Origin of the sequence: Hyalangium minutum (assembly GCF_000737315.1) — a bacterium.
Taxonomy (GTDB): domain Bacteria; phylum Myxococcota; class Myxococcia; order Myxococcales; family Myxococcaceae; genus Hyalangium; species Hyalangium minutum.
The window spans coordinates 1-14950 of the sequence record NZ_JMCB01000031.1; the positions used below are offsets into that span (position 1 = coordinate 1).

Sequence of the window (14950 nt, forward strand, 5' to 3'; positions counted from 1 at the left end):
TCACTCTTCCTCAAGGCTACGACTGACGCTCGCTCGCCCCTGGCCAGCAGCCCTGCTCGACCGCCTGCCCTCTACGGGGATCGGCGAACTGATACGGTGAATCTCCATCAGGCGGGCGAGGTCAACCCTGTAGTAGGGGAACAGGTAGTTGCGCGCGCACTCTCCGGTGCGCCGCCGCCAGTGCGTGCCCGGGTCTGCCAGCTCCTTCTGGCGCTCCATGAGTGCCGCGTGGAGCAGCCGCGCGGGCTCCGGGGCGAGCTTGAGGTTGGCCCTGCTGAACTCTGTTTTCAGGCGCTCGTGCCGAGGGTTGTCCCGCGTGCGCTGGCGCTCGATGCGCAGGCTTCCCGTGAGCAAGTCCAGCACTCTTCCCCCCATGCTCGCGTCCGCCTGGCTGCCGGGCAGCGGAATGGCCAGCGCTTCCTGCACGCGGAGGCCATGCCACCGCATGACACTGATGAAGGCCTTGGCCACTACATCCGGCATCGCCATCTGCAACCGTGGGTAGGTGATAAAGGGCTCGCGCAGGCTGCGCGGCACGTCTCTGCCGCCCGCGTAGCAGCGGGGCAGCACGTGCGTGTCCAGCGGGTTGGGCACGTGCCACCACGCGGGGCTGGGAATGTCCCGGCAGCGCCGGTACACCTTGCCCAGCACGTGGCGGTGGCTCTCTGCGGTGCGCGGGGTGACGCGCCCGGCCTGGCCGTCCAACATGCTGCACTCGGGGCTCATCCGGTAGTCGAGGTACTCCTTCCAGTCAGCCGTGGTGGGCCGATCGATTCCCCTGCTGCGCAGCCACTCCAGCGCGGCGCGGATGTACCCGTCCTCGGACAGCATCGTCCGGCGGGCAATGCCCGTGGTGCGCGCGCGGTGCTGGTACCACTCGGCCAACTCGAAGAACGTCGGCTCCTGGTACACGGGGCCCTGCCACGCGCGGTGCCCCTCGAAGGGCTGCGCGCCTGGGGGCTGGGAGGGCGGAATGCCCGGCACATGGCCGGAGTAGCCGGGCGCGAGGTAGCCGCCGTGGCCGTACGGCACCCCCGGTAGCCCGTACCCCTGCGCAGGCTGCACGGGGTGGCCGTAGTGCGGCGGGGCGGTGTGGCCGCCCTGGTAAGGCTGCACGCCGTGAGGCTGCGCAGGCTGCATGCTGTGGCGCGGGCGGAGCTCCCGCCTCTCTGGCAGCGGTGCCAACTGCGCAGGGTCCTCCAGCCGCCATGCATCCTTGCCATAGTTGTCGTCTTCGTACTGGCTCACTTGGCACCTCCGTTCGTGGTGTCGGTCGGGTTGTTCGAGTCGTCGCCGGGGTTCTGTCCTTCCTTCACGAGGTGCAACCCTCGTCTCTCAGTCTGGATCCCGCCCACCAACACGGCCTGCGCCTTCAGCAGGGCGGCGTTCGCGGTCGGCTTGCCCTGATGGTTCTGGAAGTAGAGCGAGGTCGTTATGTAGCTGTCGTGCCGGAGCGCCTGCTGCCCCTCGCCCAACGTCGAATTGGTTGACGCGAGCACCGCCCCCAACGTGTCGCGGAAGCCATGGAAGGCCAGAGCCCCGCGCTTGCCGGTCTTGCGAGGGAAGTCCTCGGGCGCCACGTCGCGGATCCGCTCCATGAGTTCCTGAAGGCGGGCCTGGCCGTAGTTGAACATGTACGGGCTCAGCGCATCCCGTCGCCCCCAGGGGTCATTGCCCGCTAAGGCCTCCTTCCGCTCCTTCCATGCTCCGAGCAGGAAGCCGCACAGCACCGCTGTCACGTCGAAGTGCGCGAAGCTGGCGACCGTCTTCAGCTCCTGCTCACCCTTGCGGCGTGCCACCCGCTGGCGCTGCACAGTCAGCTTCCGCCAGTCCGGGCTCAAGTCGGTGTCCCAGCGGAGCCCACGCGCCTCCGAGACTCGCAGGCCCAGCAGCCCCAGCACGCACAGGAACGCGCGCTCCGTGTCATTCTTGCAGGCGTGCGCCAGCAACAGCCGGAAGGTAGTGGCCGGGTCTGCCATGCCGCGCGGCTTCCGGCGTCCCACCTTCCAGTTGGGGAAGGTGGTCGGGTCTCTCAGGGCCACCATGGGCCACCAGTTGCGCGCGTACTTGTAAGCGGCGCTCAGGTACTTCTTGTACTGGTTGGCGGTGGTCGGCACGAGTCGGCGCTTGTCTCCCTCCTTCAGGTTGAGTCGCCACTGGAGCACGTCCTTCACCTGGCCCGGCGTCGGGAAGGGCGGGAGCACCTGCGTAAACCACCGGAGCGGCGGGGCGTAGCTCTCGTACGTGGAGAGGGCTCGCCCTTGCTCCTTCAGGCAGTGCTCCAGGTAGAGGTTCACCACGTTCCTCACCGTGGGCGGCGCGAGCGGCCGAAACAGGCCGTGCTGAATCGGGTGCACCACCTCCGCCTGCAGCTCGTGCACTGAGGCGCCGTACTCCACCGGCACCACATCGCCCTGCGCAGGCACCGTGAGGTGGCTCGGGATCGGCGGTGCGGTGTGACTGCCCTTGTGGAGCTGCTTGCCGTGAGGCTGCGCAGGCTTCTTGCGGCTGCTGCGGCGCTGGCGGCCCTGCCTGCGCTCGGGCAGCGGTGCCAGCTGCGCAGGGTCCTCCAGCCGCCACGCGTCCCTGCCCTGGTCGTCGTCCTCGTAGTGGCTCACTGGGCACCTCCCCGCGTGAGCGCATCCGGCCTCACCTTGCCCAGCGCCTGTGCCTGGCGCGGCAACTCTGCGAAGCGCTGGAAGTCTGCCGCGTTGAGGAGGAGCGGCCACCGCAAATCACGCGCTCGTGCGTACACGGCGTGCAGGTGGTTCCTCATCACGTTGGCCGTGCCGGGCTGAATCTCCCCGCGCTGCATGCGCTCGGAGAGCCATTCCCAGACCTGCGCGCGGCTCGGCTTGGCGTGGTGGCCGAAGCGCTCCAGGGCCAGGCGGAAGGTGTTCGCGTGGGCCTTCTGGGTGTGGCGGCTCTGGTGCTGGAGGAAGGCCTTCTCGTACCACGCCAGGAGTGTGCCCAGCGTCGGCGTCTCCGCGCCAGCCTTCAGCTTCGCCCTGCCGAGCGCTCGCCCCTTACGCGACTCCCGGCGGGCTGTCGTCGCGGTGCTGCTTGGCGCTGCGCTGTCACCGCGCACCTGCGCCTTGGTGCCGTACTCCCGGGTGGTTGCAGTCCAGCGCGTCAGTCTGTCTGCGTGCGCCGCTTGCTCCTTCGTCCTCCTTTTGGTGGCGGGGCGCCGTCCACCACGTGGTGCCTTACCGCCTCGCGGCACTCGCTTATCCGTGCCCTTGCGACGTGCAGAGCTGCGAGCGCCTCGAAGAACGAGGCCGCATACAACTTCGTCGGCGCCCCTCCTTCCGCCTGCGCCCTCTCGACTTCCGTCAGTCGCGATGCCTGTGTCAGTGTCTGCTCCACCTTCAAGAGCAGCTCGAACGCGTTGCCGAAGAGTTCGAACGCCTCGATCTCCTTCTGCTCCTGCGGCAGCCGCGCAAGTTCCGGTGGTGCCTCCCACGGCCCATGGCTGTGCGTTGTCTCGCTGCCCCCGCCCCTCAACAGCGTGAGCTTTGGCGGGCCCTTCATTGTGTCGTCTGCCATGGTCGGCTGCCTCCCGTGAGTGGGCCGCCATCTTCGCCTGGGCGCTGGGCTGCACGCACGCGCTGCCCGAGGCCTGCGCGCAGCTGCCCGCCCCGGTGTTACTAGCCGCCGCGCGCAGGCTCAACACCGCGAGCATGCCCAGCAGCAACACCACCAGCACCGCCACCGCGAGCTTGAGCGAGGCCATGGCCGAGGCCCACCGCCGCTCGGCCGCGCGGGCCTGCTGCATGCGCAACATGCTGGTGAGCGCCGTGCGCGTGAGCGCGTCCGGCCTCACCTGGCCGAGGGCCTGCCCCATCCTGCGCAGCCCGGAGGACACCTCGGAGAGTTCCACGCACGCGGCGCTGTCGTGGCTCACCTCCAGCGCCAGCCCGTGCGGCGTGCTCACCACGTGCGCAGTCCACCGGCCTGGGGCCTTGGTGGCACTGCGCGGGGTGGCCACCACCAGCGCCGCCGCTCCCGTCTCCCGGTTGTAGGCCTGGTAGGTGCGGCCCACCTCGCCGGGCACTCCCTTGCACCGCCGGAGCACCCGGAACTGCCCCACGGTGTTGCGCTGCCACACCTGCTGAAAGTCTCGCTGCCGTGCCGTCATCGTGCCCGGCGCCATTGCTGGCGCCGTGCCAGCGCTCGCTCCCTCTGAGGCGCGCACGCTGGAGTGGGTTGCACCGTCCACGGCCGTGGACTCCCCGTCCGTGGCCGTGGACGGTGCGCAGCTGCCCGACATGGTGCCGGGGCCCTTGTCCTGGGGGGCGCTCATGAGTGCACCCCCACCTTGCGCAGCACCGCCGCCTCCACCACGCCCCAGGGCAGCACCGTGCGCACCGCCTGCGCGCACTCGGCCAGGCGCGCGGCGCGCTGGGTGGTGCTCACCAGCCCGGCAGCGGCGCCTGCCACGTCGAGCGCCCACTCAGGGTAGGCCGTGCTGCTCACGGCGGCCCACACCGCGTAGCGCGCGCAGTCCTCCTCCGTGCGCAGGTGCTCGGCGCCCACCTCCGGGCCCGCTGCCTGCCGGGCCGCCTCCAGCTCGGCCTGCGCAACCTCCTCCCCGGCCGCCCAGACCTGCACGGTTCGCAGCGCCTCGCGCAGTGCAGTCTCGGTGGGTGCGAGCCGGGGCAGGGCCACGCCTGCGCACGCGCACGCCGCGAGCACCAGCCAGCGCAGGGGCACGTCCGCCGCCACCGCCAGCCACAACAGGCGGTCGCCTCCGGGGCACTGGGCCCAGAGTTGCGCAGGGGTGCCCTGCTGGCCCTGGAGCCAGCGGATGAACTCGGGTGCTGCCTGCTCGCGCAGCACCCACGCCCCGAAGGCGGCGCGAGTGAGGGTGCGCAGCTGCGCGTGCTCAGCCAAGGGCGGCATGAGCACCACCAGCGGGCGGGGCTGTACGGCCGAGGCCTGCGCGGACGGGGTGCCTGCGTGCTCAGCCAGCAGCGCGTCGAGCTGCTGCGCAACGCTGCGCGGGGTGGTGTGGGTGGGAGAGGTACGGGACTTGGAACCGGTGCTGCCGGGGTACTTCGCGCTCTGCCTGGTGCCCATGGCGGGGGCCCTTCAAAGCGAAAGGGCCTGCTGACGGGGTTCAGGCCCGCCAACAGACCCTTTCGACACAGCGGCAGGTGCCCCCGCACGCGTGTGCCAACACCCTCCACCCCCAGCCGTGGACGGACGAATCCATCCGCGCACTGGTGGCGCTCGGGCTCGCAGAATGCCTTAGCATGGGCCGGTCTGGCCCTGCTAGCGCGCCCCGTGGTGCTGAACCCGTCCCCTGCGCGGGACGGCACCTAGTGCACGCGCGGGTGCAGGGTGCCCCCTGCGCAGCCCGGCGTTACCCGGGCTCCCGCCTCGCACCAGACCGTGCGCGGTCTGTCGCCTTCTCGTCAAGTGGGGTGGGTTGGACACCCGTAGTCGCGCAGTGCTTCCGCGCAGTTACAGCGCAGGCACGGCAGGTGCTACGCGTGCGCGCCCCTGCGCGTGCGTCTCCACTGCGCAGCGCAGTTGCACAGCCTGCGCAGGCCGCCCGGCCGTGAAATTTTCACGACTGCGCAGGTGAAACTTTCACGCGCGCCCACGGCGTGGCGCTGCGCAACCCTCTGGATTCTGCCGGATTTCCACTGGCTGCGCGGCATTCGGTTTCACGGCCTTGCGCAGCACCAGGCCCTCGACATGGTGCCCGGCCGCGAGCTGGTGCAGGCGCTCGACGTGGTTCCCTGGCCGCGCGCTGTCTGACGGTATCGTCGACCGCTGCTGAACCGGCGCCAGACTACTTCGGCGTTTCTGTCTCGGGCTCCGCCTGCGCCCAGCCGGTCATCACAAGGAATTTCGCCATCGAGTGTGCAAGGTCTCCGTACTTCTTTTCGAGCGGTTCCATCTGACTGCGCAGATGACCCTCAAACCTTGCAAGGCGTGTCAGTTGAGCCTTGTAGGAGTACGGGCTTGCATCGGGCACGTGGCAATAGCCGAGGAGCGCCTTCCGATTCCTCTGCCACTCTGGTTCCAACTTAGTGAACGCCTTTGCCGTGGTCTCTGCGGCTTCGATGCTTCCGAGGAAGAGGCCGTGTCTGAACTCTTCGGCCATCACAACTGTTTCCGGGTCCAAATATTGGGCGTAGCGGGTCAGTGCGTCGTCAGTCCACTCGCTACTGAGCTTCGCCAAAGAGGTTGCTGCTTGCCCATGGGTTACTTCTGATTTCCCCCACGACGGATACTTGTCATTCAGATCAATGGCGCAGGCCCAATCCATTGCTCCTGAGTCTCTTGCAATCGCGGCATACTGGTAGCGCTTGCGCTGTAGCTGAAGGCCGTCTTTGAACGCAAGAATCGGCTCGACCGCCTGAGCCACAGATCGCTCAAGCATCGTCAGCGCTATAAGCTTCAGCCTCTCTGCCTGAATCGCGGCAGCACGCTTGTCTGCGTTGTTCTGGTAGGTCATCACGCCCTGCACGCCAGCCCCAACAACTACCGACGCGATTGCAACCCAGCCGATTGTGGTGAGGCGCCGTAATCCATGCATGCCATCATTGGTTGTCTTACCCCAGATACCAATCAGCCCACCGACGAACGCGAACACAAGTCCTAGGTAGTCCATCGTCTTTGCACCTCCGCACCTCGCAAAAGAATTGGGCCGTTGAGTAAGGACGCCGCGTTCGAAATGTCCTCGGACCACACGGCGTGCTCCCAGCATAGGCCAACCCTTGGGCTGGTGCTCATGGCACCTGCAAAAGGCCCAGCCGCGAGCAGCACCAGGTGCTCGACGCGGTGCCCGATCGGACGCTGCACCCGGTGCTCAACGCGCAGAGCCACCGCCGCCAGGAGCTAGGTGCTCGACGTGGTGCCTACCGTGCGGCTGGCACCGGAGGCGGATGCGGCAGGGTGCTACTGGGTTCCTTCGGCGCTGGCATGCTGGGCCAGTAGCAGGTGTCCTTCCATTCGTACGCGTCATCACCGCAAGGCGGAGACTTCTTCAACGCCACCCAGCAGCCGCCGTTGATTGGCGTCTCAAGCCGCCCTTTGCACTTCCCCTCGCTGTCAGTCCGGTACTGTCCGCGGAAGAGCTTCTTCGGCATGTCGCGTGCAATCCCCGGGAGTGCTTCCCGGCCGTCCATGTTGCCCACGGGCAAGGCTTCCGGCTCCGCGAGCACCTCTTCCGCCACGGACGCGAGGGCGGCCGGCTCTGGCTGCTGTTCCCCTGGCGTCTGCGCAGATCTCCACGCCCGTGGGGCCAGCGCAGCAACTGCCAGCCCCGCAGCGACAGCGAGCCACCTCCAGTTGGTTGCTGGTCTCTCCATGCGCACGGCGGGGGCCTTGCGCGCGCCCAGGTGGACTGCTGCCTCTGGGTGTTGCTCCAGGCCTTCGAGCGCGCAGGCCAGCACGTCCAACCCCGCGTCCAGTTGGCCCAGTGGAGTGGCCCCCTCGGGGGCGCGCTCCACCTCGAGCGCGAGGTACGGCTCCGGCTTCGTCGCCGCCCTCACTCGGATCCGCCAGTCTTGCAGGGGGATGTGGTGGCTCTGGGCCACTCCGCGCACCACAAGAGCAGGCCTGCCCGTCAGCCGGTGCTTCGCCTTGTAGACCCGGCCTACCTCTGCCGCCGTCGTCACCCCACGAAGCCTGCGCAGAATCTCGTACGGCCCCAGTCGGTTCCGCTCCAGCTTGTCTTCCTCGCTCACAGATCCGGCCCTCCCTCGTGCCACGCCGGGAGGGTTTACCACGCGGAGTTGCGCGCGGGGCGCGTGGTGACGCGCAGGCCGCGCAGTCAGTGGTGCTCGACATGCTGCCCCGGCCGGTGAGGCGCGGCGGTCCTCGACGTGCTGCTCCTGTGTGAGGTCGGGTAGAATCTACCCATGCGCTACCTTGTTCTTCTTCCTTTGTTTGCAGCTTGCAGTCCGGACAGATCGCCGACCGAAGTCTTGGTGGACAATCGCTTCGGGCGTGCGTGGAACGTTCACATGGTTCTCACCGTTCACGAGAGAAAGGGAGAACCGGCCTACGCCACGTGGTCAGGGGACGCCGCCATAGCTCCTCAGAGCAGGTTCCAAACAATTGCCAGCGTTGAACCACTTGAAGGCGAGCACTTTGAGTTCATGGTGACGGGAGAGACCGGCGAGCCTGGGGCGTTCCTCAACGTTTCTGGACCCATCACCACCAGCATTACTTACTGCGCAACCTACCGGTTGGAGGATGGTGCCAATGGAGGGGCATGCGGGCGGCGGCCAGATTTTTGGTGACCCAACCCATCGGTTCTCGTAGTGCTGGTCCTTGCCGAGCTGGTTGGGCGAGCGGGCTGCTACCGATCGGACGATCGCCGGTGGTGCCAGGGCGTTGTGGTGCTCGACCTGCTGCCCTGGTCGGGGAGCAGTCTCAATGTCCGCGGAGGTGGCGCCCAACCGCGTGCTGGCCTCAGTTCTGCTTCCGTCTCCGCGCTGACTTCGTGGGCTCCGCAAGCTCCGCGTTCGTGCGTGCCGCCTTCTCTGCCTCGCGCTGCCGGCACGCTTCGCTCCGGGTTTCGCTGTACGCCTTCACGTTCGGGCCATCCACGGGCCAGCCCTCGTCAGTCACGGCCACCCACACGCCGCCGTAGCCCCCAGCGAGGGCGGTGGAGTGGAGCAGTCCGCGCTCGCACCAATGCTCAACGGTGCGCACGTCCCGCTGAAGGCGGATGGCCACTTCGTTCACGACATCCCACCGCGTGGCCCCAGCTGGGAGGAGAGAGAGAGGAGGTGTCAATGGTTGCTCCAGAAGGTTCGCTGTCTCGAATGGCCTCGGGCATGGCTCAGGCCCGCTTCTTCTTCGTGTCCTTGGCCTTCGCGCGAGCTCGCGTCGCCGCGGCTGTGGCCTTGGGCTGGCCCACCTTCGCGCGCGCGCTGCGGTGGGCGCGATACTCCTGCACCTTGGGCCCATCCACCGGCCAGCCTCCCTCACGCACTGCCACCCAGATTCCCAGGTAGCCGCCTGCGAGGCCGATGGAGTGGAACAGCCCCTGTTCACACGCGTTGCGCACGGTGCGCACTTCCTTGCCCGTGCGAATGGCCACGTCGTTGAGCAGGGCCCACGCCTGGGCACCAGGCGGGAGCAGTTCTAGGGGAGGGGGTTTGTTCATGAGGCTCTCCAGGTACGTGGGCTCCAAGCACGCCCAACGCCACAGACCCAAGCAGAGCCCATCACCTCCCGCAACCCGGTGCCCACCAGCACCCTTCACCGCTGCTGCCTCGCCATGCTCCGCGCTGCTCTTGTTACTGCCGAGGGGGACACGCGGCGCTGTGGTGACTGGGCCGCCCGGAAAGAGGAACTCAGGTTGGCTGGCTGGTGGGCCCCAACCGAGTGCAGAGCCCTCCCCGGCCGCGTGTCCCCCTCGGCAGCACTTGGAGACGCCAGCCCATGCCAGCAACGCCCCTCACTCCCGCGGAAACCCTCGCTGTGGCCCTGCGCCGCCAGCACCCCTCATGTGCAGCTGCCGCTCTGGGGCTGCCGGTGGAGGTGCTTGCCGCCCTTCGTGACTGCGAGCACGCCGCAGTGGGGCTGCTCCAGTCCCTGGCCGAGGTTGCCGGCGCCTGTGCTCGAGGAGATGCGGAGGCCGCCTCCGTGGCCCTCTCTCACGTGGGCACCACCGTCCACCTGGCCGAGGCCGTCTTCCTCCGCGCCTGCAAGCGGCACAATGTGGCACCGGAGGCCGTGGTGGGCGCGCTGGCTTCGGTTCGAGTCGTGCTCCAGGGGCTCGCAGACTCTGCCGGTGCGCCCGAGCACTAGCCGTTGTTGGCGAGCACCGGGCCAGAGGTGCTCGCCCTTCTGCTCATGGTTCTGGCTTCAACGCGCTGCCGCCTTGGCAGCCCTGCTCTGTACCTTCTCTCACTATGCGCTACCTGCTCCTGCTTCTCCTGTGCACCGCTGCCTGCTCCACCCCTTCACCCCGCACCTACTCCCAGGGTGTCCCTGGGCCAGCCTTCCCCGCCCCGCCCATGGCACCTGTCGGCACCGGAGCGCCCGTGGTCGGACAGCCTGGCCAGCGCCCCCAGCAGCACCCTCGGAGTCCTCATACCCGCGTCCTCCCTCCCAGCAATGAACCGGGCCTGTGGGCTGCTGAGTCTCCTGTAGGGACCCGCTCGACGAAGCCGGTGGGCCCGCCGGAGATCTTCGGCGTCACGTTGCCGTTCGTCCCGAACGCGGACACCGAAGAAGTTGCCGAGCGGCCCACTCGCGTGTGCGCTCAGAGCATGGGGGCACTGCTGGCCAAAGCGGAGCCTCAGATCGAGCTCGCCGCACTCCCTCCCGAGGCCCGCCGCTGCCTCGCGGCGCGGCTGTACCTCAAGTGCGCCGAAGGGTTGCTTGCTCTCTTTCCGGAGGAGGGAATCCCTGGAAGCTGGCTTGATTTCCCGGCTGAGCGTCGCCTCCACCTCGCGGTCCTCGCGACGGCGAAGCGCTTCAAGGACGAGAGCTGCAAGGGCGTGGTGTTCCCCATCCGCGCCGAGCATGCGATTGTCCAAGTGGGCCGTGTCTGGGAGCAGCGGCTTGACGAGGGGAAGCTATGAGCAGCAGTGAGCCGCACGAGGAGGAGACTCCTGTTCTCGGGCAGGACCCCGACAGCCCGTCGCCCGAGTTCTTCGCGTGGGCCAAGTCGATGACCCCGACAGAGCGCATGGATGTACTGAGGCGTTTCTACGACAAGTGGGACCCTCCAACTGTTCCGGCGAATGGTGCCCTTGCGGCTCACCCCACCGAGCCAGAGGAGGGGTAGCCCCCGAGGGCCCGGCCGCGCGCCGAGTGTGAAGCCTCGACGTGTGGCGAACCCAGCGCTTCGCTCATATTGACCCTGCTTGTGCAGGGTCAGAGGCCAGAGCCCGGGTGAAGACGGAGCCCACTTCCTCAAGCGTCCGTTCCGGATCCTCGGCCCAGTGGTCGAGCTTGCCGGGCTCCACGCCAGCGGCAAGTTCCAACCGACGTTCTACCCGTGTGCACAAAGCGGACGGGCCGCTGGCGGCCTTCAGCAGCGGCCAGCCTATGGCCTTTACTCCCCGGGACCAGCGTGCCCGCACCAAGTCGTACGCCGCGAGAAGCACCTCGCGCTCGGGCTTCTGCAATGGCGGGGGCCTACTTCCCCTAACGGCGCTGCTCATTCGATGCCTCCTCTCTTCAACGCGTGGTGAGCCTTGCGGACGGCCGCGCGCTGCGCAGGCGTGGTCTGCTCGGGGAACGCCTCCAGCAGCACCACCAGCGCCTCTCCAAGCAGGTGAGCCACGTCGCCCGCCTTCGCGTCCGGGTCCACCTCGCAGAGCAAACGGTGAGCACGCCGGACTGCCGCCTCACTCTCCCCCTGCATGTGTCCGAGGGCCACGCTCAGTTCCTGTGCGTGGTGGCCTTGTTCCTCCGGAAGGCCCTCGGTGAGCTCTCCCAACTCTTCACTCGCACGCTGCACGTTGGTGCGCACCTGCTCTAGAAGCAGCTTCACAGATCGCGCGCGCTGCACTGCATTCTTGTCGGTCGCAGTCTTCACGGGCCCTCTTGCTCGGCACCATATCGAAGCTTGAAGGTCACGAAGGGACGCAGGGAGGAGGCAGCAGCGTGGCCGTGGCTCTCGATCTTGGACGCGGGCAGCAGCCCGTTGGTGGGGGGGCACCACGTCGAGGGCACGGAGCTGTGCGCGGAAGTTTGAGGATCTGGTGCAGCGTGCGGCTGAGGGCATCACCGACCAGGCGTGGCTTGCTCTTCGGCAAAAGTCGTCCGAAGGGCCGGGGCGTACTTCCTTGGCGGTATCGCGTGGGCTCTCGCTCCGTCTTTACCCTGCTCCTTCCATAGGCGCTCGTTGGCCGCCTACTCTCGTGGACGGTGCCTGCGGTGAATCCCCCTACGACTTCACGTTTCCGTGTCGTGCTGGCCACGGCTCTGCTGGTCAACGCCTTGGGCTGTGCGGACTTCGAAAAGGAGGCCGCTGCATTCTGCGAGCGCAACCCTTCACGGTGCGGCCACGGCGTGGGTAACGAGGAACTTCCTGATGCAGGAGGCACTACAGGGGAACCGCCACCAGACGCGGGTGCAGTGGACACGACAGCCCCAACCATCACTCAGAGTTCGCAGTCCGCAGCTGGCGTAGACGGTCCGGGCACCATCACCTTCAGCGTGACCGCCCATGACGACGAATCGCCCCAACTCAGCTTCGCATGGACAGCCAGTCATGAAGCACTGGGCATCCCTTCAAATACTGACACCACCAGCGAGGTGGACTGGACCTCACCGTCCTGCCTCCCAGCAGGCACCGTCGTGACAGTGACCGTTGTCGTCACCAACGGCAGCGATGTGTCCACTGTCAAGACGTTCACCCTCCCGGCCACGTCGTGCCCAACCCCCTCTGTGGCCGCAGGCCCCCATCACTCGCTGGCGCTGCGACGCGACGGCACCGTCTGGGCCTGGGGCAACAACGACAACGGCCAGCTCGGCGATGAGTCCACCACGCAGCGGCTCTCGCCGGTACGGGTGCCCGGCCTCACCAGCGTCACCGCATTGGCCGCAGGTGGTACCCACTCCTTGGCGCTGCGAAGCGACGGCAGCGTCTGGGCCTGGGGCAACAACGGCACCGGCCAACTCGGCGATGGGTCCACCATTAATCGACCCTCGCCGGTACAGGTGCCCGGCCTCACCAGCGTCACCGCCTTGGCCGCAGGTGGTCGCCACTCCTTGGCGCTGCGAAGCGACGGCAGCGTCTGGGCCTGGGGCAACAACGGCACCGGCCAACTCGGCGATGGGTCCACCATTAATCGACCCTCGCCGGTACAGGTGCCCGGCCTCACCAGCGTCACCGCCTTGGCCACAGGCCCCGAGTACTCGTTGGCGCTGCGGAGTGACGGCACCGTCTGGGCATGGGGATCCAACTTCTACGGCCAACTCGGCGATGGGTCCACCACGCAGCGGCGCTCGCCGGTACAGGTGATCGGCCTCACCAGCGTCACCGCCTTGGCCGCAGGTGGTACCCACTCCTTGGCGCTACGAAGCGACGGCACCGTCTGGGCCTGGGGCGACAACTTCTACGGCCAACTCGGCGATGGGTCCACCACCCGGCGGATCATTCCGGCTCAGGTGCCCGGCTTCACCAGCGTCACCGCCCTGGCCGCAAGTGATGGGCACTCGATGGCGCTGCGGAGCGACGGCACCGTCTGGGTCTGGGGATCCAACGACTACGGCCAATTCGGCGATGGGTCCTCCTCCCCTTTTTTTGGGAGGGCCTCGCCGGCACAGGTGCCCAACCTCACCAGCGTCACCGCCTTGGCCACAGGTGGTCGCCACTCCTTGGCGCTGCGAAGTGATGGCACCGTCTGGGCTTGGGGCGACAACGCCTTCGGCCAGATCGGTATTGGTTTCTCCAAGCGACAGGCAGCCCCTGTTCAATCAGCTGGGTTGACCGACATCATCGGCTTGGCCGCAGGTGATGGCCACTCCTTGGCGCTGCGGAGCGATGGCACCGTCTGGGCCTGGGGCGACAACGCCGCCGGCGAACTCGGCGATGGGTCCACCATTGATCGGCCTTCGCCGGTACAGGTGCCCAACCTCACCAGCGTCACCGCCTTGGCCGCAGGTGGTAGCTACTCCTTGGCGCTGCGGAGCGACGGCACCGTCTGGGCCTGGGGATCCAACTTCTACGGCCAACTCGGCGATGGGTCCTCCATTAGTCGGCTCTCGCCGGTCCAGGTGCCCAACCTCACCAGCGTCACCGCCTTGGCCGCAGGTGGTCGCCACTCCTTGGCGCTGCGAAGCAACGGCACCGTCTGGGCCTGGGGCTACAACGGCACCGGCCAACTCGGCGATGGGTCCACCATTGATCGGCCTTCGCCGGTACAGGTGCCCGGCCTCACCAGCGTCATCGCCCTGACCGCAGGCTTCAACCACTCGGTGGCGCTGCGTGGTGGCGAGCGCACCGTCTGGGCCTGGGGCAACAACGACAACGGCCAGCTCGGCGATGGGTCCACCACGCAGCGGCTCTCGCCGGTCCAGGTGCCCAGCCTCACCAGCGTCACCGCATTGGCCGCAGGCTACTTCCACTCCTTGGCGCTGCGGAGCAACGGCACCGTCTGGGCCTGGGGCGACAACTCCTCCGGCCAACTCGGCGATGGGTCTACCACTCAGCGGCCCGCGCCGGTGCAGGTGCCCAACCTCACCAGCGTCAACGCCTTGGCCGCAGGTGGTCGCCACTCCTTGACGCTGCGAAGCGACGGCAGCGTCTGGGCCTGGGGCAACAACGGCACCGGCCAACTCGGCGATGGGTCCACCATTAATCGACCCTCGCCGGTACAGGTGCCCGGCCTCACCAGCGTCACCGCATTGGCCGCAGGTGGTACCCACTCCTTGGCGCTGCGAAGCGACGGCAGCGTCTGGGCCTGGGGCAACAACGGCACCGGCCAACTCGGCGATGGGTCCACCATTAATCGACCCTCGCCGGTACAGGTGCCCGGCCTCACCAGCGTTGTCGCCCTGACCGCAGGCTTTAACCACTCGGTGGCGCTGCGTGGCGAGCGCACCGTCTGGGCATGGGGCGACAACACCTACGGCCAAATCGGCAATGGGGCGGCAGCGATGATGCCCCTACCCGTCCGAGCACTGCTTCCCTGAAACATTGGAACCGGAGGGGACGGCACGGTGGATCCAATTGCCCTGAAGAGCCCACTGCTGCGCACCAGGGGTCTCCCTGGTGCAGAGGCGCCGACTCCAGCACTGCGCCACAAGCGGTCGGTTCTGGCGCGGTGTTTGCGCCACCTGTAACCGCGCGAAACCATTGGGCCTTACCCTATCGTAAATGGCCCGGAATTGTGGCGCACTCTCTGTGCCTTCGGCCACCTGCAGCGCGCCTCCTCCTACCTGGGGTGCTCCACGGACAAGGATCGCCCGTCTTGGCCCTCCCAGGGGACCTTATTGGGCTCGTCCCCGGTGCTGGACC

15 protein-coding genes are annotated in these 14950 nt (G+C 67.7%); 5 read left to right on the forward strand and 10 right to left on the reverse strand.

Annotated features, from left to right (window positions below; all coding sequences use genetic code 11):
- From DB31_RS42555 to DB31_RS42575, 4 genes are read right to left on the reverse strand one after another with little or no spacing between them, the layout of a single operon-like run.
- Nucleotides 1-1248, reverse strand: a complete 1248-nt coding sequence (locus DB31_RS42555) for a hypothetical protein (RefSeq protein ID WP_044199285.1) — start codon at nucleotides 1246-1248, stop codon at nucleotides 1-3.
- On the reverse strand, nucleotides 1245-2618 hold the full coding sequence (locus DB31_RS45825) for a tyrosine-type recombinase/integrase (RefSeq protein ID WP_052420691.1): 1374 nt from the start codon (nucleotides 2616-2618) through the stop codon (nucleotides 1245-1247). The genes DB31_RS42555 and DB31_RS45825 overlap by 4 nt, the downstream gene beginning before the upstream one ends.
- On the reverse strand, nucleotides 2615-3088 hold the full coding sequence (locus DB31_RS42570) for a hypothetical protein (RefSeq protein WP_044199289.1): 474 nt from the start codon (nucleotides 3086-3088) through the stop codon (nucleotides 2615-2617). Before DB31_RS42570 ends, DB31_RS45825 begins: the two co-directional genes overlap by 4 nt.
- A gap of 44 nt (nucleotides 3089-3132) precedes the next feature.
- Entirely contained in the window at nucleotides 3133-3546 is a 414-nt protein-coding gene (locus tag DB31_RS42575; RefSeq protein ID WP_044199290.1) for a hypothetical protein, read from the reverse strand.
- Between DB31_RS42575 and DB31_RS42580 the strand changes: the two genes are divergently transcribed.
- Complete coding sequence (locus DB31_RS42580; protein ID WP_157232464.1) at nucleotides 3531-4022, forward strand: hypothetical protein; 492 nt, start codon at nucleotides 3531-3533, stop codon at nucleotides 4020-4022. The two genes, DB31_RS42575 and DB31_RS42580, sit on opposite strands and share 16 nt — an antisense overlap.
- Before the next feature lie 277 nt (nucleotides 4023-4299).
- Here DB31_RS42580 and DB31_RS49425 read toward each other — a convergent pair whose 3' ends face one another.
- Complete coding sequence (locus DB31_RS49425) at nucleotides 4300-5079, reverse strand: CGNR zinc finger domain-containing protein (RefSeq protein WP_044199292.1); 780 nt, start codon at nucleotides 5077-5079, stop codon at nucleotides 4300-4302.
- A gap of 456 nt (nucleotides 5080-5535) precedes the next feature.
- On the opposite strand from DB31_RS49425, the gene DB31_RS42590 reads away from it, so the two are divergent.
- Nucleotides 5536-5766 carry a hypothetical protein gene (locus tag DB31_RS42590; protein ID WP_157232466.1) on the forward strand — a complete coding sequence of 77 codons (231 nt, stop codon included), beginning with the start codon at nucleotides 5536-5538 and terminating at the stop codon, nucleotides 5764-5766.
- 34 nt (nucleotides 5767-5800) lie between these two features.
- On the opposite strand, the gene DB31_RS42595 is transcribed toward DB31_RS42590, so the two are convergent.
- From DB31_RS42595 to DB31_RS42610, 4 genes are all read right to left on the reverse strand, one after another.
- Nucleotides 5801-6625 (reverse strand): hypothetical protein, encoded by an 825-nt coding sequence (locus DB31_RS42595; protein ID WP_044199294.1) that lies wholly within the window; start codon nucleotides 6623-6625, stop codon nucleotides 5801-5803.
- Nucleotides 6626-6872: 247 nt separating this feature from the next.
- Entirely contained in the window at nucleotides 6873-7703 is an 831-nt protein-coding gene (locus tag DB31_RS42600) for a hypothetical protein (RefSeq protein WP_044199295.1), read from the reverse strand.
- A 730-nt stretch (nucleotides 7704-8433) separates the two neighbouring features.
- Nucleotides 8434-8709, reverse strand: a complete 276-nt coding sequence (locus DB31_RS42605) for a hypothetical protein (protein ID WP_044199297.1) — start codon at nucleotides 8707-8709, stop codon at nucleotides 8434-8436.
- 97 nt (nucleotides 8710-8806) lie between these two features.
- Complete coding sequence (locus DB31_RS42610; RefSeq protein WP_157232468.1) at nucleotides 8807-9133, reverse strand: hypothetical protein; 327 nt, start codon at nucleotides 9131-9133, stop codon at nucleotides 8807-8809.
- A gap of 278 nt (nucleotides 9134-9411) precedes the next feature.
- Between DB31_RS42610 and DB31_RS49430 the strand changes: the two genes are divergently transcribed.
- Both DB31_RS49430 and DB31_RS42620 read left to right on the forward strand, forming a co-directional pair.
- Nucleotides 9412-9780 (forward strand): hypothetical protein, encoded by a 369-nt coding sequence (locus DB31_RS49430; protein WP_157232470.1) that lies wholly within the window; start codon nucleotides 9412-9414, stop codon nucleotides 9778-9780.
- 236 nt (nucleotides 9781-10016) lie between these two features.
- Nucleotides 10017-10559: a hypothetical protein gene (locus DB31_RS42620; protein WP_157232472.1), complete on the forward strand. Its 543-nt coding sequence runs from the start codon at nucleotides 10017-10019 to the stop codon at nucleotides 10557-10559.
- A 581-nt stretch (nucleotides 10560-11140) separates the two neighbouring features.
- Here the strand turns inward: DB31_RS42620 and DB31_RS49435 are convergent.
- Complete coding sequence (locus DB31_RS49435; RefSeq protein WP_157232474.1) at nucleotides 11141-11521, reverse strand: class I SAM-dependent methyltransferase; 381 nt, start codon at nucleotides 11519-11521, stop codon at nucleotides 11141-11143.
- Nucleotides 11522-12285: 764 nt separating this feature from the next.
- On the opposite strand from DB31_RS49435, the gene DB31_RS42630 reads away from it, so the two are divergent.
- Nucleotides 12286-14625, forward strand: a complete 2340-nt coding sequence (locus DB31_RS42630; protein WP_063769314.1) for an RCC1 domain-containing protein — start codon at nucleotides 12286-12288, stop codon at nucleotides 14623-14625.
- Nucleotides 14626-14950 lie beyond the last annotated feature (325 nt).

Excerpts from the sequence above, each read along its gene's own strand:
- DB31_RS42575 (WP_044199290.1), bottom strand. The coding sequence starts at position 3,546 with ATGGCAGACGACACAATGAAGGGCCCGCCAAAGCTCACGCTGTTGAGG.
- DB31_RS49425 (WP_044199292.1), bottom strand. The coding sequence starts at position 5,079 with ATGGGCACCAGGCAGAGCGCGAAGTACCCCGGCAGCACCGGTTCCAAG.
- DB31_RS42595 (WP_044199294.1), bottom strand. The coding sequence starts at position 6,625 with ATGGACTACCTAGGACTTGTGTTCGCGTTCGTCGGTGGGCTGATTGGT.
- DB31_RS42610 (WP_157232468.1), bottom strand. The coding sequence starts at position 9,133 with ATGAACAAACCCCCTCCCCTAGAACTGCTCCCGCCTGGTGCCCAGGCG.
- DB31_RS49430 (WP_157232470.1), top strand. The coding sequence starts at position 9,412 with ATGCCAGCAACGCCCCTCACTCCCGCGGAAACCCTCGCTGTGGCCCTG.